Below are 24,454 nucleotides of genomic sequence, written 5' to 3'. Positions count from 1 at the left end.
TGCGCGGGCCGGTGCGCTACGACACGAGCGGGCGGACGTCGGCGGCGAGGGCGTCGACGAGCGCCTGGGCCTCGGCGGGGGTGGCCGCGACGGTGTCGATGTAGACCTTCACCTTGGGCTCGGTACCGCTCGGGCGGACGATGACGCGCGCGCCGCCGTCGAGGTCGTAGCGGAGGATGTCGGACGGCGGGAACCCCTCGACGCCGTCCGAGTAGTCCGTGACACCGACCACGTCGAGGCCGCCGAGCGAATCCGGTGCCGACGAGCGCAGGGACGTCATGATCGCTCCGATGCGCGACAGGTCGTCCACGCGGGTGGCGACCTGCCCCGAGGCGAACGCCCCGAACTCCGCCGCGAATGCGTCGAGCTGGTCGGCGACCGTCTTGCCGGACGCCGCGAGCCCCACCGCGAGGTCGAGGAGTGCGAGCGCCGCCGAGATGCCGTCCTTGTCCCGCACCACGTCGGGATCGACGAGGTAGCCGAGGGCCTCTTCGTACCCGAACACCAGCCCGGGCACGCGCGACACCCACTTGAAGCCAGTCAGCGTGTCGCGGTACTCGAGCCCGTACCGCTCGGCCACACGAGCGAGCGCGGGCGAGGACACGATCGACGCGGCGAGCACGCCAGGACCGTCCGACGAACCCGCGGCCTGCGCGCGAGCGGCCGCCCGCCACCCGAGCAGCCAGCCCACCTCGTTGCCGGAGAGCCGGCGGAAGGAGCCCGTACCGTCCGGGATCGCCAGCGCGAGGCGGTCGGCGTCCGGGTCGTTCGCGATGACGAGGTCCGCTCCGACGGCCACCCCGCGCGCGACCGACAGGTCCATCGCGCCGGGCTCCTCCGGGTTGGGGAACGACACCGTCGGGAACGCCCCGTCCGGCTCGATCTGCTCCGGCACGACGACCGGCTCGGCGAAGCCCGCCGCTGCGAAGACGGCGCGGGCCGTCTCCCACCCGACCCCGTGCATCGCCGTGTACACGACCTTCGGCTGCGCGTCGACCGGGAGGCGCGGGGTCGGCACGGTCGCGGCCGTCGCGTCGACGTACGCCCGCACCAGGGCGTCGCCCGCCACGGTGTAGTCGGTCGCCCGAGCGAGGTCGCGCACGTCGCCCGCCGCGACGTCGTCGATCGCTGCGGCGATCTCGCCGTCGACCGGCGGGACGATCTGGGAACCGTCGTCCTCACCGCCGAGGTACACCTTGTAGCCGTTGTCCCGCGGCGGGTTGTGGCTCGCCGTCACCATGACGCCCGCGCCGACCCCGAGGTGCCGGACGGCGAACGCGAGCACCGGCGTCGGCAGCGCCGACGGCAGCAGCGTGACGTCGAGCCCGAGGCCGCGCATGACCTCGGCCGAGTCGCGGGCGAAGACGTCCGAGTTCACGCGACCGTCGTAGCCGATGACGACGCTGCGGTCACGGCCGGTGTCGATGAGGAAGCGGCCGAGTCCGGCGGCGGCCTGCGTCACGACGACGCGGTTCATCCGCTGGGGGCCGGCCCCGAGCTCGGCGCGGAGCCCCGCGGTGCCGAATGCCAGACGCCCGGAGAAGCGCTCGTGCAGCGAGTCCGCCGCTGCGGTGTCCCCGGACGAGGCGGAGGCGACGAGCGCGTCGAGCTCGGCCCGGGTCTCGTCGTCCGGGTCCTGAGCCGACCACGACCTGGCGGCGGCGAGGAGCGCCCCCAGACCGTCGCGGGGCTCGGCGCCCTCGCCCAGGTCGCCGTCCGCGATCGCGCCGTCCGACGCGCCCTCGTGGCGGGTCACAGCGCGGCCACCACGCGGGCGAGCAGGTCGGCGATGACCGGCTCGGCCTCGCGACCGGCCTCGAGGACCTCCGCGTGGGACAGCGGCGTCTTCTGGATGCCCGCAGCGAGGTTCGTGATGAGGGAGAAGCCGAGGACCTCCATGCCGGCCTGACGGGCGGCGATGGCCTCGAGCGCGGTCGACATGCCGACGATGTGCCCGCCGATGGTCTTCGCCATCTGGACCTCGGCCGGGGTCTCGTAGTGCGGGCCGCGGAACTGCGTGTAGACGCCCTCGTCGAGCGACGGGTCGATCGACCTGGCGACCTCGCGCAGACGGGCCGAGTACAGGTCGGTCAAGTCGACGAACGTCGCACCCTCGAGCGGGCTGTCAGCGGTGAGGTTGATGTGGTCGCTGATGAGCACCGGCGTGCCCGGCTTCCAGGTCTCCTTGATGCCACCGGCACCGTTCGTCAGCACCATGATCGACGCCCCGGTCGCCGCGGCGGTGCGCACGCTGTGCACGACACGGCGGACGCCGTGGTTCTCGTAGTAGTGCGTCCGTGCGCCGATGACGAGCGCGTGCCGGCCGTCCTCGAGCCGGATCGACCGGACCGTGCCCGAGTGCCCCGGTACGGCCGAGGCACTGAAGCCCGGGACGTCGGCAGCGTCGATCGTCGAGACCGTCTCGCCGATGATGTCGGCGGCCTTTCCCCAGCCGGAGCCCAGGGTCAGGGCGATGTCGTGCCGCTCGATGCCGGACCGGTCGGCGATGACGGCGGCGGCGTCGCGCGCGACCTCGAACGGGTCGGCGGCGGGGTCGTTCAGCGGGTTCTCCGTGCTCATGCCCCGATCCTAGGGCGAGGCGCTCCCGGACCGGGCCGGGCACGCCACCGGTGTGGACGGGCGGGCGCGAGCAGGTCCGGTGCAGGAACACCGGACCCGCTCAGTGCTCCCCGAGTGCCCGGTCCACCGCCATGGTGATCTCGCCCTGGTCGAAGTGGTTGCGGATGACGATGACCTCGGCGTAGGTGTCCCCGATCGCCTCGACGAACTCCGCGCTCGTCAGGATCACGTTCGCGTCGTCGGCCACGGCCCGCACGGACGCGACGTCGGCCGCCACGACCGATGCCGACAGCCCGAGTGCGTCGAGGGCCTTCTCGGCGTTCACCTTGAGGATCCCGCTCGAGCCGATGCCCGCACCGCAGATGGTCACGATCTTCATGCCCGCACCCCCATGATCGCCCGGACCTCGTCCGCCGAGGCAGCTGCGGCCAACCGCCCGGTCGCGGTGGCGTCGTTGAACGTGTTCGCGATCTCACCGATCGCCTCGAGGTGCGTGCCGACCGCGGCCACCGCGAGCCCGAGCACGACCGACACCGGGTCGTTGTGCGGGTGCCCGAACGTGACCGGCTCACGCAGGGTCACCACCGCCAGCCCGTCGCGCAGCACCGCGGGCCCGGGTCGGGCGTGCGCGAACGCCAGCCCCGGGGAGATGACGATGTACGGCCCGTGCTCCTCGACGAGCGCGATCATCGCGTCGGTGTACGGCGGCGTCGCTGACCCGGAGGACACGAGCGCACCACCGGCGAGCCGGAGCGCCTCGCGCCACGAGGACGCGCTCGCTCCGAGCACCACGGCGTCGTCCGGCAGCGGCGGCAGTGGCATCGGCTAGGCCTCCTGGTGTCCGGCGGTGATGGTCGCGATGATCTCCTCGCGGTCCTCGAGCGGCAGGAAGGACCCGAGCGCGGCGTTGATCTGGAACGCGGCCAGGTCGTCGAGGTCGTAGCCGAACGTGCCGGCGAGGAGCGCGAGTTCCTTCGACAGCGAGGTGTTGCTCATCAGACGGTTGTCGGTGTTCACCGTGACCCGGAACCCGAGCTGGTAGAGCACGTCGAACGGGTGGTCGGCGAGGTCGTCGCCCCACGCGGCGACCGCACCGGTCTGCAGGTTCGACGACGGCGCGACCTCGAGCGGGATCTCACGGTCACGGACCCACGACGCGACCTCGCCCAGCGATGCCAAGGTGGTGCCGTCGCCCGCGTCGGAGAGGCTGATGTCCTCGAAGATCCGCACGCCGTGCCCGAGGCGGAGCGCCCGCCCGTCGACGAGCGCCGAGCGGATGGACGCGAGGCCGTCCGCCTCGCCCGCGTGGACGGTCGTCGGGAAGAGCTCGGAGGCCAGGTGGTCGAACGCCGCGCGGTGGTCCGCGGGCGGGAAGCCGGCCTCTGCCCCGGCGATGTCGAAGCCGACGACGCCGCGGTCACGGTGCCGGACGGCGAGCTCGGCGATCTCGAGCGACCGGTCGGCGTGGCGCATCGCGGTGATCAACTGTCCGATGCGGATCGACCCGTCGGCCGCGTCGACGGCCTCGGCGATGCCGGCCTGGACCGCCTCGACCGCCTCGTCGAGGGTCAGGCCCCCGCGCAGGTGCTGCTCCGGCGCCCACCGGACCTCGCCGTAGACGACGCCGTCGGCGACCAGGTCCTCGACGAACTCCTTCGCAACGCGGTGCAGCTGGGGAGCGGTCTGCATCACCGACGTGGTGACGTCGAAGGTCTTCAGGTACTCGACGAGCGAACCGCTGTTCGACTGCTCGGCGAACCACGCTCCGAGTGCTTCCGGATCCGTCACCGGCAGCGAGACCCCGGCCTGGTCCGCGAGGTCGACGATCGTCGCGGGCCGCAGGCCGCCGTCGAGGTGGTCGTGCAGCGAGACCTTGGGCAGGTCGTCGATGACCGCTCCGGCGTCGGGCAGGCGGTAGGTGGGGGCGTCGGCGCTCATGCGATCCAGGCTATCGGTGGTCGCCGACTCGGCGCAGGTGCCTGTGGACAAGAGCAGCCACGACGCACTGGAGGCTCCCCACAGCCGTGCGGGGAGCCTCCGGTCGTCGGGACGGTGTGGTCAGCCGGTGATCCGCTCGCGCACGATCGGCCCACGCTCGGGCGCGGTCGTCCCGATCGCCCACGCACCGTCGAGCGACTCCAGCGCACGCTCGAACCGCGCCGGCTCGTCGGTGTGCAGGGTCCACAGCGGCTGCCCCGCCGTCACGGTGTCGCCCGGCTTCACGTGCAGCTCGATGCCGGCGCCCGCCTGCACCGGGTCCTGCGCACGGGCCCGACCGGCGCCGAGGCGCCACGCGGCGATGCCGAACGGCAACGCCTGCTGTTCGGTGAGGACGCCGGAGGAGGGAGCGGTGACGACGTGCTGCTCGCGGGACACCGGAAGCGGTGCCGACGCGTCGCCGCCCTGCGCCTCGATCATCCTGCGCCAGGTGTCCATCGCCCGCCCGTCGGCCAGCGCCGCCGCCGGGTCGGCGTCGGGCAGCCCGGCGAGCCGGAGCATCTCCTCCGCGAGCGAGACGGTCAACGACACCACGTCCGCCGGACCGCCACCGGCCAGCACCTCCACCGACTCCCGCACCTCGAGCGCGTTGCCGATGGTCATGCCGAGGGGGACCTCCATGTCGGTGAGCAGCGCCGAGGTCGCGACCCCGGCGTCGTTCCCGAGGTCGACCATCGTCTGCGCCAGTTCCTTCGACGCCTCGTAGGTCGGCATGAAGGCACCCGAGCCGAACTTCACGTCGAGCACGAGCGCGCCCGTGCCCTCGGCGATCTTCTTCGACATGATGCTCGACGCGATGAGCGGGATGCACTCGACGGTGCCGGTGGTGTCCCGGAGCGCGTAGAGCTTCTTGTCCGCCGGGGCCAGGCCGGAGCCGGCGGCGCAGATGACCGCTCCGACGTCCGACAGCACCTGCATCATGCGGTCGTTCGAGATCGACGCCTGCCAGCCGGCGATCGACTCGAGCTTGTCGAGCGTGCCGCCGGTGTGGCCGAGTCCGCGCCCGGACAGCTGCGGCACGGCCACGCCGAACGAGGCCACGAGCGGTGCGAGCGGCAGCGTGATCTTGTCCCCGACACCACCGGTCGAGTGCTTGTCGACGGTCGTCTTGCCGAGCGAGCCGAACGACATCCGCTCCCCCGACGCGATCATCGCGAGCGTCAGGTCCTTGATCTCCCGCCGCTCCATGCCGTTGAGGAAGATCGCCATCGCCAACGCCGCCATCTGCGGGTCCTCGACGTAGCCGCGCGTGTAGGCGTCGACGAGCCAGTCGATCTCGGCGGTCGCCAGGGCATCACCCGAGCGCTTGGTGCGGATGAGGTCGACGGTGTCGAAGGGCTCGACTGCCATGTCAGTGCTCCTGCTGGTAGGTCGCGAGGGTGCGGGGCCCGAACGCGTCGGGCAGCACCTGGTCGATCGTGCGGATGCCCGAGACCGTCTCGAGGAGCATGCCCTCGGTCGAGTGTTCGAACAGCAGCTGCCGGCACCGGCCGCACGGCATGAGCGTCGCGCCGTCGCCGTCCACGCACGTGAACGCGACGAGCTTGCCGCCGCCGGTCATGTGCAGCTGCGACACGAGCGAGCACTCGGCGCACAGGGTGACCCCGTACGACGCGTTCTCGATGTTGCAGCCGGAGACGATGCGTCCGTCGTCGGTGAGCGCCGCGGCGCCCACCGGGAAGGACGAGTACGGCGCGTAGGCGCGTCGCATGGCGGCGGTCGCCGCCTCGCGCAGCGCGCTCCAGTCCACGTCGACGCGCGCGTCGAGGACGGTGTCGGTCTCGGCCTGGAGGCTCGTGGCCGGGTCCGTCCAGGACGGCTCGCCGGTCGCGGGGTCGGTGGCGACCCCGTCGCCGTCCGCAGGGTCCGTGTGGGTCATGTGTCGTGCCTCCCGTCCGTCAGCTCTTCGTGTACGGCTTGCCGGCGGCCGCCGGTCCGCGCGACTGCCCGACCAGGCCGGCGACCGCGAAGATCGTGACGACGTAGGGCAGCATGAGCAGGAACTCGCTCGGCACCGGCGAGTCGATCGCGCCGAGGATGTTCTGGAGGTTCGACGCGAAGCCGAACAGCAGTGCCGCGAGCGTCGCCCGGATCGGGTCCCAGCGTCCGAAGATGACGGCCGCGAGCGCGATGTAGCCGGCGCCTGCGGTCATGTCCTTCGTGAACGGGCCGACAGCGTCGAGCGTGAAGTACGCGCCGCCCAGGCCGGCGATCGCACCGGCGAGCGAGACGTTCCAGAAGCGGGTCCGCGCGACGTTGATGCCGACGGTGTCCGCCGCCTGCGGGTGCTCGCCGACCGCGCGGAGGCGCAGGCCCCAGCGGGTCTTGAACAGGGCGAAGGTGACGACCGCGACCGCGACGTAGGCCAGGTAGACGACGACGGTCTGCTCGAAGAACACCGGCCCGATGACCGGGATCTGGTGCAGGACCGGGATCTCGATCTTCGGGAAGCGCACGCCGACGTTGAGTGTCTGCTCGTTCGGCGACAGCACCTGCGAGTAGAGGAAGCCGGTCAGGCCGGAGATGAACGCGTTGATGACGACACCGACGATGACCTGGTCGACCAGGTACTTGATGCTGAACGCCGCGAGGACGAACGACACCAGCACGCCGGCGATCAGCGCACCGACGAGGCCGACCCACGCGGAGCCGGTGAGCGAGGCGATCATCGCCGACGTGAACGCACCGGCGAGGAACTGGCCCTCGATCGCGATGTTGACGACGCCGACGCGCTCGGAGATCACGCCGCCGAGGGCACCGAACACGAGCGGGACGCTCAGGCCCAGCGCACCGACGAGCAGACCGGGCACGGGGATGGTGTCCCCCGCCGCCGACCACGTGAGGAAGCCGACCACGAACACGATCGCGAAGACCGCGGTCAGCCAGAGCGGGATCCTCCGTGCTCCGCGCACCTCGACGACGGCGTACACCGTGGCGAGGGCGAGCAGGACGATGACGACGATCCCGGTGCCCGTGGCGGGCAGCGGCACGTTCGGCAGTGCGAAGAAGTCGCCGCCGTTCGCCAGCCGGAACGTGGTCTCCCCGGCCCGGTGCAGCACGCCGAAGAAGAGCAGCGCGAGCAGGGTGAAGACACCGAAGCCGATCGGGGCCTTCCAGCTCCGGGTCGTCTCGATCGGACGGTCGGACAGCGCCGGTGCGGGCGCCGCGGTGGTGGTGGTGCTCATGCGGCGACCGCCTTCCGGGAGTTCTTCGCGGCACGACCACGGCGACGCGCACCCGGCTGCGGGATGCGGAAGATCGCACGGACGAGCGGCGGCGCGGCGATGAACAGGACGATGAGCGCCTGGATCACGCCGACGATGTCGATCGGGATGTCGTTGGCGGCCTGCATCGCGTAGCCGCCGTTCTTCAGCACGCCGAACAGGATCGCGGCCCAGAACACGCCCCACGGCTTCGACCGGCCGAGGAGCGCCACCGTGATCGCGTCGAAGCCGATGCCGGCGTCGATGCCCGAGGTGAAGCCCGAGGTGACGGCGCCCTGCACCTGGTAGGCGCCGGCGATGCCGACGAGCGCACCCGAGATGACCATCACCCAGATGGTCAGCGCCGGGACGCTCATGCCGGCCACGCGGGCCGCACGCGGGTTCTCACCGATCGTGCGGAAGCGGAAACCGAGGGACGACTTGTTGACGAGCCACCAGACCACGACGACGGCCACGAGGGCCACGACGAAGCCGAGGTCGATGCCGAACCGCGGACCGAAGAGCGCCGGGAACACCGCGCTCTCCTTCGTGGCGGGCGAGATCGGGTTCGAGCTGCCGGGGGCCTGCAGCAGCCCCGGGGTGCGGAGCAGGTAGCTGACCAGGTACAGCGCGACGTAGTTGAGCATGATCGTCAGGACGACCTCGTTGGCACCGGTCCGTGCCTTGAGGATCCCGACGATGCCGCCCCACACCGCACCGCCGACGATGCCGGCGAGGACGGTGAGCGGGATGTGGACCGCCGCCGGGCCGTCGAACGAGAACCCGACCCAACCCGCCGCGGCGGCGCCGATCAGGATCTGTCCCTGACCGCCGATGTTGAACAGGCCGGCGCGGAACGACAGGGCGATGCCGAGGCCCGCGGCGATGAGCGGCACGGCGTAGTCGACCGAGCGGGTGATCGGGGCGATCGCCTGCGCGAACGAGCTCGCGCCGAAGTTCACGACGGAGCCCTGGAAGAGCGAGGAGTACGCGCCGCCGACGGCCGTCCAGACGGCCTGGAAGGTGTCGGACGGGCGGGCGAAGAAGTACCCGGCCGCAGCGCGGACGTTCTCGTCGGTGACCGCGATGAGGACACCGCACGCGACCAGGGCGAGCACGACGGCGAGGACCGTGACGAGCACGGAGCCGTTGACGATGCTCTGCAGCGCGGTGCTCCAGCGGTCGCCGCCGCCGGCGCGGCGCTCGGTGTCGGCGGCGGAGTCGGTCATGAGGTGCGGGGTGCCCTCGACGTCCTGCAGGCGGTCGTCGGTGGGTGCGTCGACCGGGGTCACCGGCCGTGCGTTGTCCGGCGTGGGGGTGCTCACGCTGCCAGCTCCGTTCCTTCGGGCAGTTCCCCGGCCATCATCAGGCCGAGGACGTCGCGGGGGGTGTCCGCGGGGACGATGCCGACGATGCCGCCGCGGTACATGACCGCGATCCGGTCGGCGAGCGCCACGACCTCGTCGAGCTCCGTGGAGACGACGATGACCGGGACGCCGGTGTCGCGGGTCGCGACGATGCGCTTGTGCACGAACTCGATCGAGCCGACGTCGATGCCGCGCGTGGGCTGAGCGGCGACGAACAGCCGCAGCTCGCGGCTCAGCTCGCGGGCGAGGACGATCTTCTGCTGGTTGCCGCCGGACAGCCGACCGGCCGCGGTGGTGCGCGAGGGCGTGCGGATGTCGAACTCGGCGATCTTCTCGTCGGCGAACGCGTCGCGCTCCGCCGACCGGATGGTCCCGGCGCGCACGAACTCGTCGTGGTCCGCGCGGTCGAGCATGAGGTTCTCGGCGATGGTGAACTCGCCGACCAGGCCGTCCTCCTTGCGGTCCTCGGGCACGAAGCCCACGCCCGCGTCGAGGACCTGCTTCACCGTGCGACCGGTGAGCTCCTTGCCGTCGAGTGTGATGCGTCCCGCGTGCACGGGCTCGAGCCCGATGATCGCCTCGGTGAGCTCGGTCTGCCCGTTGCCCTGCACGCCGGCGATGGCGAGGACCTCGCCGCGGCGGACGGTGAACGACACGTCGTCGACGAGGACGACGCCGGACGGGTCGGTGACGGTGAGACCGTCGACGACGAGGGCGTCCTCGCCGCCGGACGCGGGCGTCTTGTCGACGACGAGGGACACGGCCCGGCCGACCATGAGGGCGGCGAGCTCGTTGTTCGTCGCGGTGGGCGACGCTTCGCCGACGACCTTGCCGAGCCGGATGACCGTGATGCGGTCGGCGACCTCGCGGACCTCGCGCAGCTTGTGCGTGATGAAGACGATGGCGGTGCCGGCCGCGCGGAGCTGGCGCATGATGCCCATCAGCTCGTCGGTCTCCTGCGGCGTGAGCACGGCGGTGGGCTCGTCGAACACGAGCACCTTCGCGTCGCGGGACAGCGCCTTGATGATCTCGACGCGCTGCTGCACGCCGACGGGCAGGTCCTCGATGCGGGCGTCCGGGTCGACGTCGAACCCGAAGCGGTCGCTGATCTCGCGGACCCGCTTGCGGGCGCCGGCCAGGTCGAGTCGTCCGCCGAAGGTCGTCTGCTCCTGACCGAGCATGACGTTTTCGGCGACGGTGAACACCGGCACGAGCATGAAGTGCTGGTGCACCATGCCGATGCCCGAGCGCATCGCGTCACCGGGGCCGTCGAAGTCCTGGACGACGTCGTCCAGCAGGATCTCGCCCTCGTCGGCCTGGTACAGGCCGTAGAGCACGTTCATCAGGGTGGACTTGCCCGCACCGTTCTCGCCCAGGAGACAGTGCACCTCACCGGGTTCCACGGTGAGGGAGATGTGGTCGTTCGCGACCAGCGGGCCGAACCGCTTGGTGATGCCGCGGAGCTCGAGCTTCATGTTCTCAACTGCGTTTCTGTTGGTCAGCACGCGACCCGTCGGTCAGCGCGCGGAAACGCGGGCGGAGGATCGATCCCCCGCCCGCGTTCACCCGACTACTTGTTCGACTGCGTCTCGACCGTGATCGAGCCGTCGATGATGCCCGACTTGATGGTGTCGAGCTCGCCCTGCAGACCCGAGTCGACCTTGGACTCGTAGTCGTGGAACGGTGCGATGCCGACGCCTTCGTTCTTCAGGGTGCCGACGTACGGCTCCTTCGAGAACTTGTCGTCGGCGGCCTGCTCGACGACGTCCTTGACGGCGGGGCGCATGCCCTTCATGACCGAGGTGAAGGCGATGTCCTTGTAGCGCGGGTCGGCCTCGTAGAGGTCGCTGTCCGCGCCGATGAGGACGGAGCCGTTGTTCGCGTCCTTGATCGCCTCGGCAGCCGACTGGTAGATGGGGCCACCGACGGGCAGGATCACGTCGGCGTCCTGGTCGAGCAGGGTCTGCGCGACCGACTTGGCCTGCGTGCCCGCCTCGAAGCCACCGGTGAAGGAGCCCTTGCCGGTCTCGACGTTCCAGCCGACGACCTTGACGTCCTTCTTCTTCTGCTCGTTGTAGTACTTCACGCCGTCCGCGAAGCCGTCCATGAAGATGGTGACGGTCGGGATCTGCATGCCACCGAAGGTGCCGACGACGCCGGTCTTCGAGTACGACGCGGCCGCGTAGCCGGCCAGGAACGCCGCCTGCGAGGTGTCGAACGTGATCGGCTTGACGTTCTTGGCGTCGATCGACGCGTCGTCGATGATCGCGAACTCGGTGTCGGGGTTCGCGGCAGCCTGCTTCTTCGTGGCGTCGGCGAGGTTGAAGCCCACCGTGACGATGAGGTTGCAGTTCTGGTTGACGAGCTGCTCGATGTTCGAGTCGTAGACCGTGGCGTCCTTGGACTCGGCCTTGTTGTAGTCGGCGCCGAGGTCCTTCGCGGCGTCGACCATGCCCTCGTAGCCGAGCTGGTTGAAGGACTTGTCGTCGAAGCCACCGGCGTCGGAGACCATGCAGGGGCGGAAGTCGGTCTTCTTCGCCGAGGCGGTGTCGGACGGGGCGGCCGAGCAGCCGGCCAGGACGGCCATGGTGCCGGCGAGCGCGAGGCCGCTGAGCACGACCTGACGGGTACGAGTTGTCACGGGTTGGTTCCTCCGGGGGGCGGTGCCCGGACCACGTGCTGTTCCGGGCGATCGTGGCGACAGTACACGACCGTCGGGCCGGTACAGAACGCCCCTGAGGGACTGCTGGGATCAGTTACCCGATCGCGACCCCGACGAAACGCGCCCGTAACGCCGACGTCCCCCGGGGACTCGGTCTGGGGGACGATCCGGGGATTTCGTGGTGGAGCGCTACAGCGGGCGACACCTGCCGTCGATCGTGCACGGAAGCACCAGACGTCGATCCGAGCGTCACTCGTCAGCCTGCTGCTCCGTGATGCGGTCAGCGTCGCCGGGGAAGCACAGCGAGACGCGATCGCCGCCGCGAGCGACCATCGCTGGCCCCTTGGCGTCGACAAGACGGTCCACCCTCATGCCGGCGGGTCTCCAGATGTCGGAGGCAGCAACAGGATCGGCCTGCGCGTCACCCGACTCTGATCGCGCAACTCGGTACACCCACCGGGCTCCTTCTTCGTCGCTCGTCAGCTGACAGCTCTCGACGTAGTCGGGAGACGTCCGCGTTGCCCCTTCGCCGCCGAGCGCACCGGTCGTCTCATCGACGATGTCGATCCTGGTGCGCTGAGCCGTGTCCGCGTCCACAGGCGTGATCCTCTCGGTCGATGGGGCTGCACCGCGCTGACCGGCACAGCCGACGGTCGTGACCGCAGACAGCAGCAGCAGCGCCGTGACCGTGGTGATGCGACAGGCAGGACGTCTCGCGGGCAAGTGCCTGAGCATCCGTCGGGCCAGCTCAGGACCCGCTGCTCTGCTCCTCTTCGATCTCATCGGCACTCCCCGGGAAGCAGAGCGATTCGGCCTCCAAGGTGTACTTGCCAGGGAACGCGTACAGATCGATCAACGCGGTCGACGCTCCACCTCGTCCGACGACGACCGGGCCGTCAGGATCCGCGACTCGTTCGACGGTCATGCCCGCGGACTGCCAGGTACTCGTGACCGTCGCAGCGTCGTTGTCCGGACTGCCACCTTCGTCCGTCCTGGTGATCAGGTAGACCCAGTTGGCTCCTTCTCCACCGTCGGGGAGCGTGCAGCTGTCGACGTAATCCGGACCCTGCGTGGTGACCCACTCGCCCCGGAGCTCCGACGCGGTCCTGTCGACGAGTTCGGTCATCTTCCGCTGAGCAGTCTCGGGGTCCATCTGGGCCGTCCTTCCGTCTCCGGATGGCGTCTCGCCTACCGAAGGATGTCGAGCGCAACCGCTGATGAAGATCAGCAGTGCAAGGGGTGTGAGGGCAACGCTCGTCAGGCGCCGCACGGTCAGCTGGGCAGACATTCGTCTCCTCTCGAGGCTCTCCGGCCGCTCATCCTGATGACGCCGGTGTGAGCTCGGCATCGCGGGCCGTGGTCGCGAGTCCCACGTTGCGCAGACTCTCGGTACCTCGGTCGAGGTACCCCCGAAGGTCACTCCTCAAGGGATCGTGATGGAGAACCGGTGCGAGGTCTGTCCCGTCCGCAGCCGTCGCGCCGTCCACTCCGAACACGTTCACGCCGAAGATGTCGCGTGTCGGGTCCACGTGGTGCGCGTAACTCTGTTCACGGCCGAACTCGGCCCATTCGTCCCCCAGACCTTCCTTGCCGGTCGGCGCGTCCTTCGCCCGTGCTGCGTACACGTGGTCCGCGTGGATGTCGGTGATCGAGCGCAGGTGATCCGGAAGCCCGGCCGAGCCCAGAGCGACGAAGCGATCGACGTGGACACCCTGCTCTGCGAGGGCGACGGCCGCGGTCGTCGTGCCGTACGAGTGCGCCACGACGTTCGTCTCAGGCACCTGACCCGCACGGACCGCGTCGAGTCCCCGGAGCGCGTCAGCCAACTGTCCGCCGCCCTTCTTCGCCTTGCCCATGAACAGCACGTCCTTCTCGTCGGGGGTCGCGTAGCCGATGCACGCGACGACCGCGTGCGACGGAGATCCCGGGCGACGGGCTTGCTCCTGGTAGATGTTCTGGGCGCCTCTCGACCACATCGTCATGTCCGCGGACGTCGTGTTCATCCCCGGGACAGCCCAGGTCACCGAATCTGCACGATCGAGATCGCCGATCGAGACAGCAGCGAGCGGCGGTCGATCGTCGGTGAGTGCGATGAGGAAGCGCTTGCCGTCGGAACCCTTCTTCGTCAACGCAGCATTGACGTTCCGGAGGGCCTTGCGGTCCGCGTACAGCGCCGTGAGTTCCCGCGCCAACACCCGTGAGCCGTCACCCGCCGATGCGACCGTCCGCTCCAGCTGCTCGATCTGGCGCTCCACGTCGACCAGTCGCTGGTTCAGCACGAGGGCGTTCGCCGTACTCCGCGCCCAGTACGGGACACCCTCGAGGTTCCCGAGTCGCGCGAGCACGTCCGTCGGAAAACCGTCGAACACGCTGGCGTCGGCCGTCGTCAGCCCGAGCGCAGCCCAGCGCTCCGCGACCTCCGTCGGCGTCAGGTGCTCCGCGAACAGCCGTTGGAGGGCAGGCGCCGCCTGTCCGGTCGCCGCGATGTCGAGAGCCGCGTTCGACAGCGACCCACTGCCGCCGGCGGCCTCGAAGGCGTCGGCGATCCTGCCGATCCATCTCCGGTCCTCGTCGTTCTCGCGCACGTAGCGCGCAAAACCCGCCGGCATGCTCGCGCGGTCGACCGTGACCCAGGCGCAGGAGGACCGGAAGGAGGACCACGCCGATCGCACGCGCTCGGACTCGGCCGACGCGGTCGTGTCCAGTCCCGAGGTCGTCGTCAAGAAGGCCCGGAGCGCGCCCGGATCGGCAGAACTCCTGCCGCGGCTCGCTCCGTCGCCGTAGCGCGCACGCTCCCGACCTCGGAACTCAGCGTCGACCTCCGGCCTCGGCTCGGGTTCGGTCGCCGGCTCGGGATCGGTGAAGCGCTCCAGTGCGTCGACGACCGACCGTCCTGCGGAACCGGCGAAGGCCTCGGCCACGGACGCCGCCCGCTTCCGGTCGGCGTCACGTGCCTTCCAGTCGGCGTGGTCACGCTGGCGCTCCCGTTCACGCTCCGCAGCAGCGACCGCGGCGTCGATCTGGTCGGCGAGGTCGACCAGCACGCCCGCCAGTCGTGCCCGGTCCTCGGCCTCGACCACGGCGGCGTCACGGAACCGGTCGGCGTAGGCCCCCTCGAAGTCGTCGAGCGCCGATGCGACGGCGCCCGACCGCGGACCGGCCTGCCCCCGCAACGTGCCAGCCGTTCGCCGCGCGACGCGTGCGAGCGCACTCGCGTCCGCAGCGTCGAACTGGACGTCCCCCATCAGCACTCCCCCGAGTCAGCCCGGCCCCCGCGACCGGAACATCACCGTACACCAGGTCCGCGGAACCTCAGAGCACGTCGCCCCGGCCGCTGATCTTCAGCGCGTCCACCACACCCTTGACCCGCTGCGCGTTCGCGCTCGTGGTGACGAGCAGGGCGTCCGGGGTGTCGACGACGACGATGTCCTCGACCCCGATGAGCGAGATGAGCCGCTGGCTGTGCGCCACGACGATGCCGCTCGACGAGTCGGCGAGGATGCGGGCGCCGTCGCCGAGCACGGCGAGGTTGTTCGCCCGACCGCCGGACTGCAGCTTCGCGAGCGAGGCGAAGTCTCCGACGTCGTCCCAGTCGAAGTCGCCCGGCACGACCGCCATGCGGCCGGCGGCCGCGGCCGGCTCGGCGACGGTGTAGTCGATCGCGATCTTCTCGAGCCCGGGCCAGATCGCGTCGACGACGGCACCGCGTGACGAGGTGTCCCAGGCCGCGGCGAGCTCCTCGATGCCCGCGAGCAGCTCCGGCTTCGTCCGACCGATCTCGGCGAGCAGCACGTCGGCGCGGGCGATGAACATGCCCGCGTTCCAGAGGTAGTTGCCTTCTTCCAGGTACGCCGTGGCGGTCTCCAGGTCGGGCTTCTCGACGAAGGACTCCACGGCGTGCACGGTCGCGGCGCCCTCGACGTCGAGCGCCTCACCGTCGGCGTGGATGTACCCGAAGCCGATCGCCGGCTCGGTCGGGGTGATGCCGATGGTCGTCACGTACCCGGCACGGGCGGCGGCGACGGCCTCGCGCACCGACCGGCGGAAGCCGCGGGCATCCCCGATGACGTGGTCTGCGGCGAACGAGCCGATGACCACGTCGGGCTCACGACGGCGGAGGATCGCCGCCGCCAGGCCGATGGCCGCGGTGGAGTCCTTGGGCTCGCTCTCGAGCACGACGTTGTGGTCGGCCACCCCCGGCAGCTGCGACTCGACCGCGACCCGGTGCGCCCGACCGGTGACGACCATGATCCGCTGGTCGCCGGCGAGGGGCGCCAACCGGTCCCACGTCTGACGCAGGAGCGACGTGCCGGAGCCGGTCAGGTCGTGCAGGAACTTGGGCGCGTCCGCGCGGGAGAGCGGCCAGAGGCGGGAACCGATGCCGCCGGCCGGGATGATCGCGTAGAAGTCCTCGAGTGCGTCTGCCACCCGCTCACCGTACCGGTGCAGCCGGACGGGGCCTGGACGTCACCCGCACGATGCGTGCGGAAGCCCGCACGGTGGGTGCACCGACCACGGACGGACCGCACGGGACCCGCCGGGCGGAGGCCGTGCCTCCCGTCCGCCATCCCCGCCGACCCGCCACCGGACCCGCCCCGTCGAGTTCACCGCCTGCGTGCCGGCCGTTCACCCGGCCCGCCCCGGCCGGTCACGGCACGCGCGGAGCATGGGCAGCACCATGAGCGCACGCAGCGTGGAGCGCGGCACGTCCCAGCGGACCGTCGCCGTCGTGACCGAGAGCTTCCTGCCCACCCTCAACGGCGTGACGACCAGCGTCCTCGCGGTCCTCGACCACCTGGAGCGCCGCGGCCACCGCGCGGTCGTGATCGCCCCGGACACCCCGGGACTCGCGCAGTTCCGGTCCAGGTCGCAGGTCGAGCGGTACCGGTCCTTCGACGTGCACCGGGTGCCCGCGGTCGCGTACCGGCAGTTCCCGGTCGCCCTCCCCCACCCCGTGCTCGACACGATCCTCGCCGCCTCCGGCGCCGACGTGCTCCACGCCGCCAGTCCGTTCCTGCTGGGCGGACGCGCCATCACGGCGGCCGGGAGGCTCGGCATCCCCTCCGTCGCCGTCTTCCAGACCGACGTGGCCGGGTTCGCCCGCCGCAACGGCCTGACCGCGACCGTCCCGTTGGTCAGGAGGATCCTGGGCCGCATCCACGCCGGGGCGTCGCTGACGCTCGCCCCGTCGAGCGCGACCGCGGCGATGCTCGCCGAGGACGGCGTGCCGCGCGTCGCACGATGGGGCCGGGGCGTCGACACCGAGCTGTTCCACCCCGGTCGCCGTGCCGGTGCGCAGGTCCGGGCCGCCCGCCGCCGGATCGCGCCGAGCGGCGAGACGATCGTCGGGTACGTCGGACGGCTCGCCCCGGAGAAGGAGGTCGAGCGGCTCGCCGAGCTCGGTGGACTCCCCGGCATCCGGCTCGTCGTGGCCGGCGGTGGTCCGTCGCGGGCGTTCCTCGAGCGCCGGCTGCGGCACCTCGACGTCACGTTCACCGGTCCGCTGCGCGGCGAGGCCCTCGCCGATGCGTACGCGATGCTCGACGTCTTCGTGCACACAGGACCCGCCGAGACGTTCGGGCAGACGCTGCAGGAGGCGCACGCGAGCGGCCTGCCGGTCGTCGCCCCGGCGTCCGGCGGACCGATCGACCTCGTCGCCCCCGGGCTCGACGGGGAGCTCTACGACCCGGACGCACCGCAGGCCCTGCGACGAGCCGTCCTGGGCCTGGTGCGCGACCCGGCAGCGGCCGCGCGGATGGGGTCCGCGGGACGGCTCCGGGTGGAGGGGACCACCTGGGAGGCGGTCGGCGACCAGCTCCTCGCACACCACGACACGGCCCGCACCATCGGTGCCCCGCCGGCGGCGACCCGCGCGGTCCGCGCCGGGTGGGACGAGAGTGTCAGCGCGCGCGCATAGGATGGACGTGTTCCACACGAACACGAACGGCAAGGGCTCGCCGATCGGCGAGCCCGTCCTATGGGAGGACTTGCTCATGGCCGAGCAGACCGCAGGCGGGACGACGATCGTCGAACCGAAGGTGACGATCGAGGCGCCCCGCGCTTCTCGGAAGCTCGAGGGGACGCTCTACCGCGGGTCCACGGGCATGTGGTCGTGGGTGCTGCACCGCATCACCGGTGTCGCGATCTACTTCTTCCTGCTCGTCCACATCCTCGACACCGCACTCGTGCGGCTGTCGCCGGAGGCGTACAACGCCGTGATCGGCACCTACAAGACGCCGATCATGAACCTCGGTGAGATCGCGCTCGTGATGGCGATCGTCTTCCACGCACTCAACGGGCTGCGGATCATCCTGGTCGACTTCTGGTCGAAGGGCCCCAAGTACCAGCGGGCCATGTTCTGGATCGTCATGGTCGTGTGGGCCATCCTCATCGCGGGCTTCCTGCCCCGTCAGCTCATGAACCTCGTCGCGGACTTCCAGTAGGCGACGGGACGGACACGGACATGACCACACAGACCGTCGAGGCGCCCCGTTCGGCCGCCGCAGCCCACCGCACCACCAACTGGGAGAAGTGGGGGTGGATCTACATGCGCGCCTCGGGCGTCCTGCTCGTGGTGCTCATCTTCGGCCACCTCTTCGTGAACATGGTCGCCGGCGAGGGCGTCAAGCAGATCGACTTCGCCTTCGTCGCCGGCAAGTGGGCCAACCCCTTCTGGCAGGTGTGGGACTCGCTGATGCTCGTCCTCGCCCTCGTGCACGGCTCGAACGGCATGCGGACGATCATCAACGACTACGTCGCCAAGCCCGGCATCCGGAAGACCCTGCTGCTCGCGGTGCTCATCGCCTGCGTCGCGCTGGTCGTGCTCGGCCTGCTCGTCTGCTGGACCTTCGACCCGTGCCCCGCCGGCGCTGCCGCGGCGGACCTGCCGTCGTTCTGCCCCGCGCAGTAGTCCGCCGGGCACCAGCAGCCGCCACGACCTCCGAGCACGCCGCGCACACCGCTGCCGTCGCGCTGACCCACCCTGAAAGGCCCCAGTGACCGAGACCACCGTTCACCACCACCAGCACGACATCGTCATCATCGGCGCGGGCGGCGCCGGCATGCGCGCCGCCATCGAGGCCGGCCCGAAGGCGAAGACGGCCGTCATCTCGAAGCTGTACCCGACGCGGTCGCACACGGGAGCGGCGCAGGGCGGCATGGCCGCTGCCCTGGCCAACGTCGAGGAGGACTCGTGGGAGTGGCACACCTTCGACACGATCAAGGGCGGTGACTACCTGGTCGACCAGGACGCCGCGGAGATCCTGGCGAAGGAGGCGATCGACGCCGTCATCGACCTCGAGAACATGGGTCTGCCGTTCAACCGCACGCCCGAGGGCAAGATCGACCAGCGGCGCTTCGGCGGCCACACGCGCGACCACGGCAAGTCCCCGGTCCGCCGAGCCTGCTACGCGGCGGACCGCACCGGCCACATGATCCTGCAGACGCTGTTCCAGAACTGCGTGAAGCTCGGCGTCGAGTTCCACAACGAGTTCTACGCCCTCGACCTCGTCATGGTGGACGTGGTCGGCGAGGACGGCGTGACCCGCCAGCAGCCCGCGGGCGTCGTCGCGTTCGAGCTCGCCACCGGTGACCTGCACGTCTTCCACGCCAAGGCCGTGATCTTCGCGACCGGCGGCTTCGGCAAGATGTACAAGACGACCTCGAACGCGCACACCCTGACCGGCGACGGCGTCGGCATCGTGTGGCGCAAGGGCCTGCCGCTCGAGGACATGGAGTTCTTCCAGTTCCACCCGACCGGCCTGGCCGGTCTCGGCATCCTGCTCACCGAGGGCGCACGCGGCGAGGGCGCGATCCTCCGCAACGCGTCCGGTGAGCGCTTCATGGAGCGGTACGCCCCGACCATCAAGGACCTGGCGCCGCGCGACATCGTGGCGCGCTGCATGGTGCAGGAGGTCGCCGAGGGGCGCGGCGCCGGCCCGAACAAGGACTACGTGCTGCTCGACTGCACGCACCTGGGTGCCGAGGTGCTCGAGACGAAGCTGCCGGACATCACCGAGTTCGCCCGCACCTACCTCGGCGTCGACCCGGTCGTCGAGCCCGTGCCCGTGATGCCCACCGCGCACTACGCGATGGGCGGCATCCCGACGAACACGAACGCCGAGGTCCTGTACGACAACACCACCGTCGTGCCCGGGCTCTACGCCGCCGGCGAGTGCGCCTGCGTCTCGGTGCACGGCTCGAACCGCCTCGGCACGAACTCGCTGCTCGACATCAACGTCTTCGGCAAGCGCTCCGGCAACAACGCCGCCGAGTGGGTGCAGACCGCCGAGTTCCTGCCGCTCCCCGAGGACCCGGCAGCCGGCGTCCGCGGCATGCTCGACCAGCTCCGCGCGTCGACCGGTACCGAGCGCATCGCGGTGCTCCGCAAGGAGCTGCAGGACGAGATGGACAAGAACGCGCAGGTGTTCCGCACCGACGAGTCGCTCGCGAAGATGACCGAGACGATCCACCAGCTGCGCGACCGCTACCTGAACATCGCGGTCCAGGACAAGGGCAAGCGGTTCAACACCGACCTGCTCGAGGCCGTCGAGCTGGGCTTCCTGCTCGACCTGGCCGAGGTCGTCGTGTTCTCCGCGCGGAACCGCAAGGAGAGCCGCGGCGGTCACATGCGCGACGACTACCCGAAGCGCGACGACGAGCACTACATGCAGCACACCATGGCGTACCTGACGGGCGACCCCCACTCGTCACTCGCCGACGACCACATCACGCTCGACTGGAAGCCCGTCGTGGTGACCCGGTACCAGCCGATGGAGAGGAAGTACTGATGACCGACACCCTGGTCTCCGACAGCCCGCGCACCGACACCGTGCAGAGCGCCCCTCCCGGTTCGTTCCCGGTCACGATCATCGTCCGCCGGTTCGACCCGGACGTCGACGACGAGCCGCGCTGGCAGGACTTCGACGTCATGATGCTCCCGACGGACCGCATCCTCGACGCGCTGCACCAGATCAAGTGGGAGCAGGACGGGTCGCTGACCTTCCGTCGGTCCTGCGCGCACGGCGTGTGCGGCTCGGACGCGATGCGCATCAACGGCCGCAACCGGCTCGCGTGCAAGACCCTGATCAAGGACCTCGACGTGTCGAAGCCGATCTACGTCGAGGCGATCAAGGGCCTGCCGCTCGAGAAGGACCTGGTCGTGGACATGGAGCCGTTCTTCCAGTCCTACCGCGAGGTCCAGCCGTTCCTGCAGGCGTCCAGCAAGCCGGAGAAGGGCAAGGAGCGCGTCCAGTCCGTCGCCGACCGCGCCCGGTTCGACGACACCACGAAGTGCATCCTCTGCGCAGCGTGCACGTCGTCGTGCCCGGTGTTCTGGACCGACGGGCAGTACTTCGGCCCGGCCGCGATCGTGAACGCGCACCGGTTCATCTTCGACTCGCGTGACGACTCGGCGAACGTCCGGCTCGACATCCTCAACGACAAGGAGGGCGTGTGGCGTTGCCGCACGACCTTCAACTGCACCGACGCCTGCCCTCGCGGCATCCAGGTGACGAAGGCGATCTCCGAGGTCAAGCAGGCGATCATGCGCGGCGGCGCGTGACCGGTCGTCACACCGGTCGCGCGGCGGTGTCTCGGCGAACGGCATGCAACCGGCCGGTAGGCTCGCGCGCATGACGTTCGCGGAGACCCGCCCCATCCTCGACCAGCTCGGCTACACGATCCGGTACGTGCAGCTCCCCGGAGAGGCGCTCACCGAGCCGCCGGTGGAGGGTGCGCTCCGTGTCGTCCCGGCCGAGACGCACGGCGACTTCGCGCTCGAGGTCGTCGACTACGGCACCGCACGCCGCCTGGCCACCGCTCGGGGCGAGGCGGACGCGGTGGAGATGCTCCGCCGGTTCCTCAACCGGGCGTTCCCCGCCCCGCGCGACATCCCCCGGCACGAGCTCGACGGGCTCCGGGACCGTGCGGCGTCGTCGTACCCGCAGCTCGCGCAGCAGGTCGCCCAGGCCGGACCGCAGGGGCTCACCATCCAGGTCCCGGCCGGTGTGCCGGTGGACCGCGTGGGCGGCCCGGACGGGTACCTGCTGCACCCGCTCGACACGCCGCTCCCCCAGCGGTCGCTGCCGCCGCACGTCGCCGCAGCCCCCGAGGTGCACCGCTACGTGGTCGACCGGCCGTTCCTGGTCACGGTCACGTTCGCGCAGCCCTGGTTCGACCAGCCGGGAGGCGCGCTCCGCTTCGCGACCGCCGACCAGTCCGTCACGGTGCGGGACCTGGTCGTCGACGGCTCCCTGGTCCGCCTCCGGGTGGTCTGAGCCGCCGGCCACCGCGTCACGACGAAGCGGCCGGCCCTCCCCGGGGCGGGCCGCTTCATCGTGACGACGGTCAGGGAGCGTCGGGCCGATCGTACTGCGCGCCAGCAGGGTTGGGCGCGATGCAGGCGAACACGATCGCGGCCGGCCACGCGATGATCGAGATCAACCACAGCGGGCCGGGCAGGTTGATGTCGTGCATGCGACGCCAGGCGAGCGCGAGGTTCGGGACGATGGTGGCGAGCCACCACAGGCCGAAGAGGCCGAGCAGGAGCGGGGCCCACGCCGGCGGTGAGCCGACGGTCTGGGTGTACCCGTACTCGTCGGTCGACGAGTTCGCAGCGCTCCAGCCGACGATGCCGGCGATGCCGCCGCCGTAGAGCACGATCGTGACGATCGCGTTCGCGAGGACCCAGTACCAGTACTCGCTGCGGCTCGCGCGGCCGTCGAAGCGGGCGTACTTCTTGAAGAACCGGGTGAACGCGTCGAGGAACCCGATGCCGTACCAGGGCGCCCAGAGCGGCGGGGCACCACTGGCGTCCACCGGGACCGGCGCCTGCTGCTGGTACTGCGCGTACGGCTGTCCGTACGGCTGCTGCGGCTGCTGTCCGTACGGCTGCTGCGGCTGCTGCCCGTACGGCTGCTGCGGCTGCTGCCCGCGCCGGTCGTCGCTCATCGTGCGCCGTCCGGTCGGTCGTAGCGTGCGCCCTGCGGGTTCGACGGCAGGAGCCCGAAGACGATGCCGACGAGGCCCACGAAGACCGCGATGATCCAGAGCGCTCCCGGCAGGTTCGCGTCGTGCAGCCGCCGCCAGCCGAGCGCCAGCGACGGCACGATCGTCGCGAGCCACCAGATCGCCGGCAGCACCAGCAGCACCCAGAACAGTGGCGACGGCGGGTTCGTCACCCGGTACTCGACGCCGCTCAGGTCGACCGTCGTGTACTCGATCGTGGCGAAGCGGTACACGAACGGGATCGTCGCCAGCACCAGCCCCACCACGGTGACCACGAGGTAGGGCCACCAGAACTCACTGCGGCTGGCCCGCCCGGAGAAGGTCGCGTACTTGCCGAAGAACCGGCCGAGCGCCTGCCCGAAGGAGGCGCCGTAGCGCGGGGCCCACCGCGGGGGTTCCCCGCCCGCTGTCGGGTACGGCTGCTGCGGCGGCGGTGCGCTCGGGTACGGCTGGTCGGACGTCATGTGGTCGCTCACGTGTTCCCCCTCGTGGTGTCGGTCGTGCGACGTACCCCACGAGTCAACCAGAAGTGACGCCCGTCACGGCACGAGCGCGAGCTTCCCACCGGGGTGCTGCGACTCGAGCAGCTCCGCCGCGGCCTTCGCCTCGGTCAGGGGGAACGTCCGGGCCACCGGCACCTCGAGCTGCCCCGCCGCCGCGAGGTCGACCAGCCGTTGTCGGACGGAGTCGCGGAAGGCCTGGCTCTCCGGCTGGCCACCGCCGACGGCCGGGAAGCCGTCCTGCTGCGCGCGCCCGAAGGCCGCGATCGTCACCATGCGCGACCGGTCGGCCACGAGTGCCAACGAGACGTCGACCGCCTCGTCCGTGCCGACGCAGTCCAGGGCCACGTCCACACCGGAGGGTGCGAGGTCGCGGAGGCGTGCCTCCAGGCCGTCGCCGTACGCGATCCACTCACCGCCGAAGCGGCGGACGGTGTCGGCGTTGCGCTCGGAGGCGGTGCCGATGACGCGGGTGCCGAGCTGGCGGAGGAGCTGGAGGGCGGCGACGCCGACCGCGCCGGAGGCGCCGTGGACCAGCACGGTGTCGCGTCCCTCGGCGCGCGTGACGCGGATCATGTCGGCGGCGGTGGTCCCGGCGAGGAGCAGGTTCGCCGCCTGGGGGTGATCGAGCGACGCCGGCTTGGCGAAGACGTCCGCGGCCGGGACGGTGATGCGCTCGGCCCAGCCGCCCTCGACGCGGAAGGCGAGGACCTCGTCGCCGACCGCTCCCCCGCCGGAGGCGATCTCGGTGTCGGGGCCGATCGCGCTGATCACCCCGGAGACCTCGTAGCCGACCGGGATCGGCAGGTCGGACGGGTCCCCCTGCCGGGTGTGCTTGGTGTCGGCGGGGTTCATGCCCGCGGCGCGGACGTCGATGGTGACCTCGCCGGTGCCGGGAGCGGGCACCTCGGTGTCGACGTACTCGAGGACCTCGCTGCCGCCGAACTCGGGGGCGACCCAGTGCTTCGTCATGGTGTGGACGGTACGCCGCCGGGCTCCGGCATCCTCAGCCCTGGACACGACCCGCGGACGGACGGGAGGCGCGGTGGCCCCGGGCCCCCCCCCCCCCCCCCGCCGGGGGGGGGGGGGGGGCCGGCGGCCCGCACCACCCCCAGGGTGCCGATCGCCAGGCGCACC

Annotated in this window: 24 protein-coding genes; 6 read left to right on the top strand and 18 right to left on the bottom strand. The window is 70.9% G+C overall.

Annotated features, from left to right (window positions below; translation table 11 throughout):
- Positions 1-16: 16 nt before the first annotated feature.
- The 15 genes from QUG93_RS13525 to QUG93_RS13455 form a co-directional block, all read right to left on the bottom strand.
- Positions 17-1,678, bottom strand: coding sequence for a phospho-sugar mutase (locus tag QUG93_RS13525; protein WP_289474784.1), 1,662 nt, complete (start codon positions 1,676-1,678; stop codon positions 17-19).
- Between the two features lie 74 nt (positions 1,679-1,752).
- Positions 1,753-2,580 (bottom strand): purine-nucleoside phosphorylase, encoded by an 828-nt coding sequence (locus tag QUG93_RS13520; protein WP_289474654.1) that lies wholly within the window; start codon positions 2,578-2,580, stop codon positions 1,753-1,755.
- Between the two features lie 100 nt (positions 2,581-2,680).
- Positions 2,681-2,959 (bottom strand): PTS sugar transporter subunit IIB, encoded by a 279-nt coding sequence (locus QUG93_RS13515; protein ID WP_289474653.1) that lies wholly within the window; start codon positions 2,957-2,959, stop codon positions 2,681-2,683.
- Positions 2,956-3,402, bottom strand: coding sequence for a PTS sugar transporter subunit IIA (locus tag QUG93_RS13510; RefSeq protein WP_289474651.1), 447 nt, complete (start codon positions 3,400-3,402; stop codon positions 2,956-2,958). The genes QUG93_RS13515 and QUG93_RS13510 overlap by 4 nt, the downstream gene beginning before the upstream one ends.
- 3 nt (positions 3,403-3,405) lie before the next feature.
- Complete coding sequence (locus tag QUG93_RS13505; protein ID WP_289474650.1) at positions 3,406-4,518, bottom strand: adenosine deaminase; 1,113 nt, start codon at positions 4,516-4,518, stop codon at positions 3,406-3,408.
- A 120-nt stretch (positions 4,519-4,638) separates the two neighbouring features.
- Positions 4,639-5,928 carry a thymidine phosphorylase gene (locus QUG93_RS13500; RefSeq protein WP_289474649.1) on the bottom strand — a complete coding sequence of 430 codons (1,290 nt, stop codon included), beginning with the start codon at positions 5,926-5,928 and terminating at the stop codon, positions 4,639-4,641.
- Between the two features lies 1 nt (position 5,929).
- Positions 5,930-6,328: a cytidine deaminase gene (locus QUG93_RS13495; protein WP_289474782.1), complete on the bottom strand. Its 399-nt coding sequence runs from the start codon at positions 6,326-6,328 to the stop codon at positions 5,930-5,932.
- 148 nt (positions 6,329-6,476) lie between these two features.
- Positions 6,477-7,763 (bottom strand): ABC transporter permease, encoded by a 1,287-nt coding sequence (locus tag QUG93_RS13490; protein WP_289474648.1) that lies wholly within the window; start codon positions 7,761-7,763, stop codon positions 6,477-6,479.
- A complete protein-coding gene (locus tag QUG93_RS13485; RefSeq protein WP_434533116.1) occupies positions 7,760-9,106 on the bottom strand; it encodes an ABC transporter permease in 1,347 nt (448 codons plus the stop codon). Before QUG93_RS13485 ends, QUG93_RS13490 begins: the two co-directional genes overlap by 4 nt.
- The gene (locus tag QUG93_RS13480) at positions 9,103-10,623 is read right to left on the bottom strand and encodes an ABC transporter ATP-binding protein (RefSeq protein WP_289474646.1); all 1,521 of its coding nucleotides are present in this window, start codon (positions 10,621-10,623) and stop codon (positions 9,103-9,105) included. The genes QUG93_RS13485 and QUG93_RS13480 overlap by 4 nt, the downstream gene beginning before the upstream one ends.
- A 95-nt stretch (positions 10,624-10,718) precedes the next feature.
- A complete protein-coding gene (locus QUG93_RS13475) occupies positions 10,719-11,789 on the bottom strand; it encodes a BMP family lipoprotein (protein ID WP_289474645.1) in 1,071 nt (356 codons plus the stop codon).
- Positions 11,790-12,059: 270 nt separating this feature from the next.
- On the bottom strand, positions 12,060-12,407 hold the full coding sequence (locus QUG93_RS13470; protein WP_289474643.1) for a hypothetical protein: 348 nt from the start codon (positions 12,405-12,407) through the stop codon (positions 12,060-12,062).
- 151 nt (positions 12,408-12,558) lie between these two features.
- Positions 12,559-12,963 (bottom strand): hypothetical protein, encoded by a 405-nt coding sequence (locus QUG93_RS13465; protein ID WP_289474641.1) that lies wholly within the window; start codon positions 12,961-12,963, stop codon positions 12,559-12,561.
- Positions 12,964-13,126: 163 nt separating this feature from the next.
- Complete coding sequence (locus QUG93_RS13460; protein WP_289474639.1) at positions 13,127-15,055, bottom strand: alpha/beta hydrolase; 1,929 nt, start codon at positions 15,053-15,055, stop codon at positions 13,127-13,129.
- Between the two features lie 67 nt (positions 15,056-15,122).
- On the bottom strand, positions 15,123-16,238 hold the full coding sequence (locus QUG93_RS13455; RefSeq protein WP_289474638.1) for a mannose-1-phosphate guanylyltransferase: 1,116 nt from the start codon (positions 16,236-16,238) through the stop codon (positions 15,123-15,125).
- A 250-nt stretch (positions 16,239-16,488) separates the two neighbouring features.
- On the opposite strand from QUG93_RS13455, the gene QUG93_RS13450 reads away from it, so the two are divergent.
- The 6 genes from QUG93_RS13450 to QUG93_RS13425 all read left to right on the top strand — a co-directional run bounded on the left by QUG93_RS13450 (position 16,489) and on the right by QUG93_RS13425 (position 22,087).
- On the top strand, positions 16,489-17,727 hold the full coding sequence (locus tag QUG93_RS13450) for a glycosyltransferase family 4 protein (protein WP_289474637.1): 1,239 nt from the start codon (positions 16,489-16,491) through the stop codon (positions 17,725-17,727).
- A gap of 76 nt (positions 17,728-17,803) precedes the next feature.
- On the top strand, positions 17,804-18,253 hold the full coding sequence (gene sdhC, locus QUG93_RS13445; protein ID WP_289474778.1) for a succinate dehydrogenase, cytochrome b556 subunit: 450 nt from the start codon (positions 17,804-17,806) through the stop codon (positions 18,251-18,253).
- A gap of 20 nt (positions 18,254-18,273) precedes the next feature.
- Complete coding sequence (gene sdhD, locus QUG93_RS13440) at positions 18,274-18,720, top strand: succinate dehydrogenase, hydrophobic membrane anchor protein (RefSeq protein WP_289474636.1); 447 nt, start codon at positions 18,274-18,276, stop codon at positions 18,718-18,720.
- 85 nt (positions 18,721-18,805) lie between these two features.
- The gene (sdhA, locus tag QUG93_RS13435) at positions 18,806-20,599 is read left to right on the top strand and encodes a succinate dehydrogenase flavoprotein subunit (RefSeq protein ID WP_289474635.1); all 1,794 of its coding nucleotides are present in this window, start codon (positions 18,806-18,808) and stop codon (positions 20,597-20,599) included.
- Positions 20,599-21,372 carry a succinate dehydrogenase iron-sulfur subunit gene (locus QUG93_RS13430; protein WP_289474634.1) on the top strand — a complete coding sequence of 258 codons (774 nt, stop codon included), beginning with the start codon at positions 20,599-20,601 and terminating at the stop codon, positions 21,370-21,372. Before sdhA ends, QUG93_RS13430 begins: the two co-directional genes overlap by 1 nt.
- Positions 21,373-21,442: 70 nt before the next feature.
- Positions 21,443-22,087, top strand: a complete 645-nt coding sequence (locus tag QUG93_RS13425) for a TNT domain-containing protein (RefSeq protein WP_289474633.1) — start codon at positions 21,443-21,445, stop codon at positions 22,085-22,087.
- 70 nt (positions 22,088-22,157) lie between these two features.
- On the opposite strand, the gene QUG93_RS13420 is transcribed toward QUG93_RS13425, so the two are convergent.
- From QUG93_RS13420 to QUG93_RS13410, 3 genes are all read right to left on the bottom strand, one after another.
- The gene (locus QUG93_RS13420) at positions 22,158-22,760 is read right to left on the bottom strand and encodes a DUF805 domain-containing protein (protein WP_289474632.1); all 603 of its coding nucleotides are present in this window, start codon (positions 22,758-22,760) and stop codon (positions 22,158-22,160) included.
- Entirely contained in the window at positions 22,757-23,293 is a 537-nt protein-coding gene (locus QUG93_RS13415; protein ID WP_353067772.1) for a DUF805 domain-containing protein, read from the bottom strand. Before QUG93_RS13415 ends, QUG93_RS13420 begins: the two co-directional genes overlap by 4 nt.
- Before the next feature lie 63 nt (positions 23,294-23,356).
- Positions 23,357-24,289 carry an NADP-dependent oxidoreductase gene (locus tag QUG93_RS13410; RefSeq protein ID WP_289474631.1) on the bottom strand — a complete coding sequence of 311 codons (933 nt, stop codon included), beginning with the start codon at positions 24,287-24,289 and terminating at the stop codon, positions 23,357-23,359.
- Positions 24,290-24,454: the final 165 nt, after the last annotated feature.

The sequence above is a fragment of the Curtobacterium caseinilyticum genome (assembly GCF_030363035.1).
Taxonomy (GTDB): domain Bacteria; phylum Actinomycetota; class Actinomycetes; order Actinomycetales; family Microbacteriaceae; genus Curtobacterium; species Curtobacterium caseinilyticum.
The sequence above is the reverse complement of the archived record's forward strand: the minus strand, read 5'-3'. Positions and strand labels throughout refer to the sequence as shown.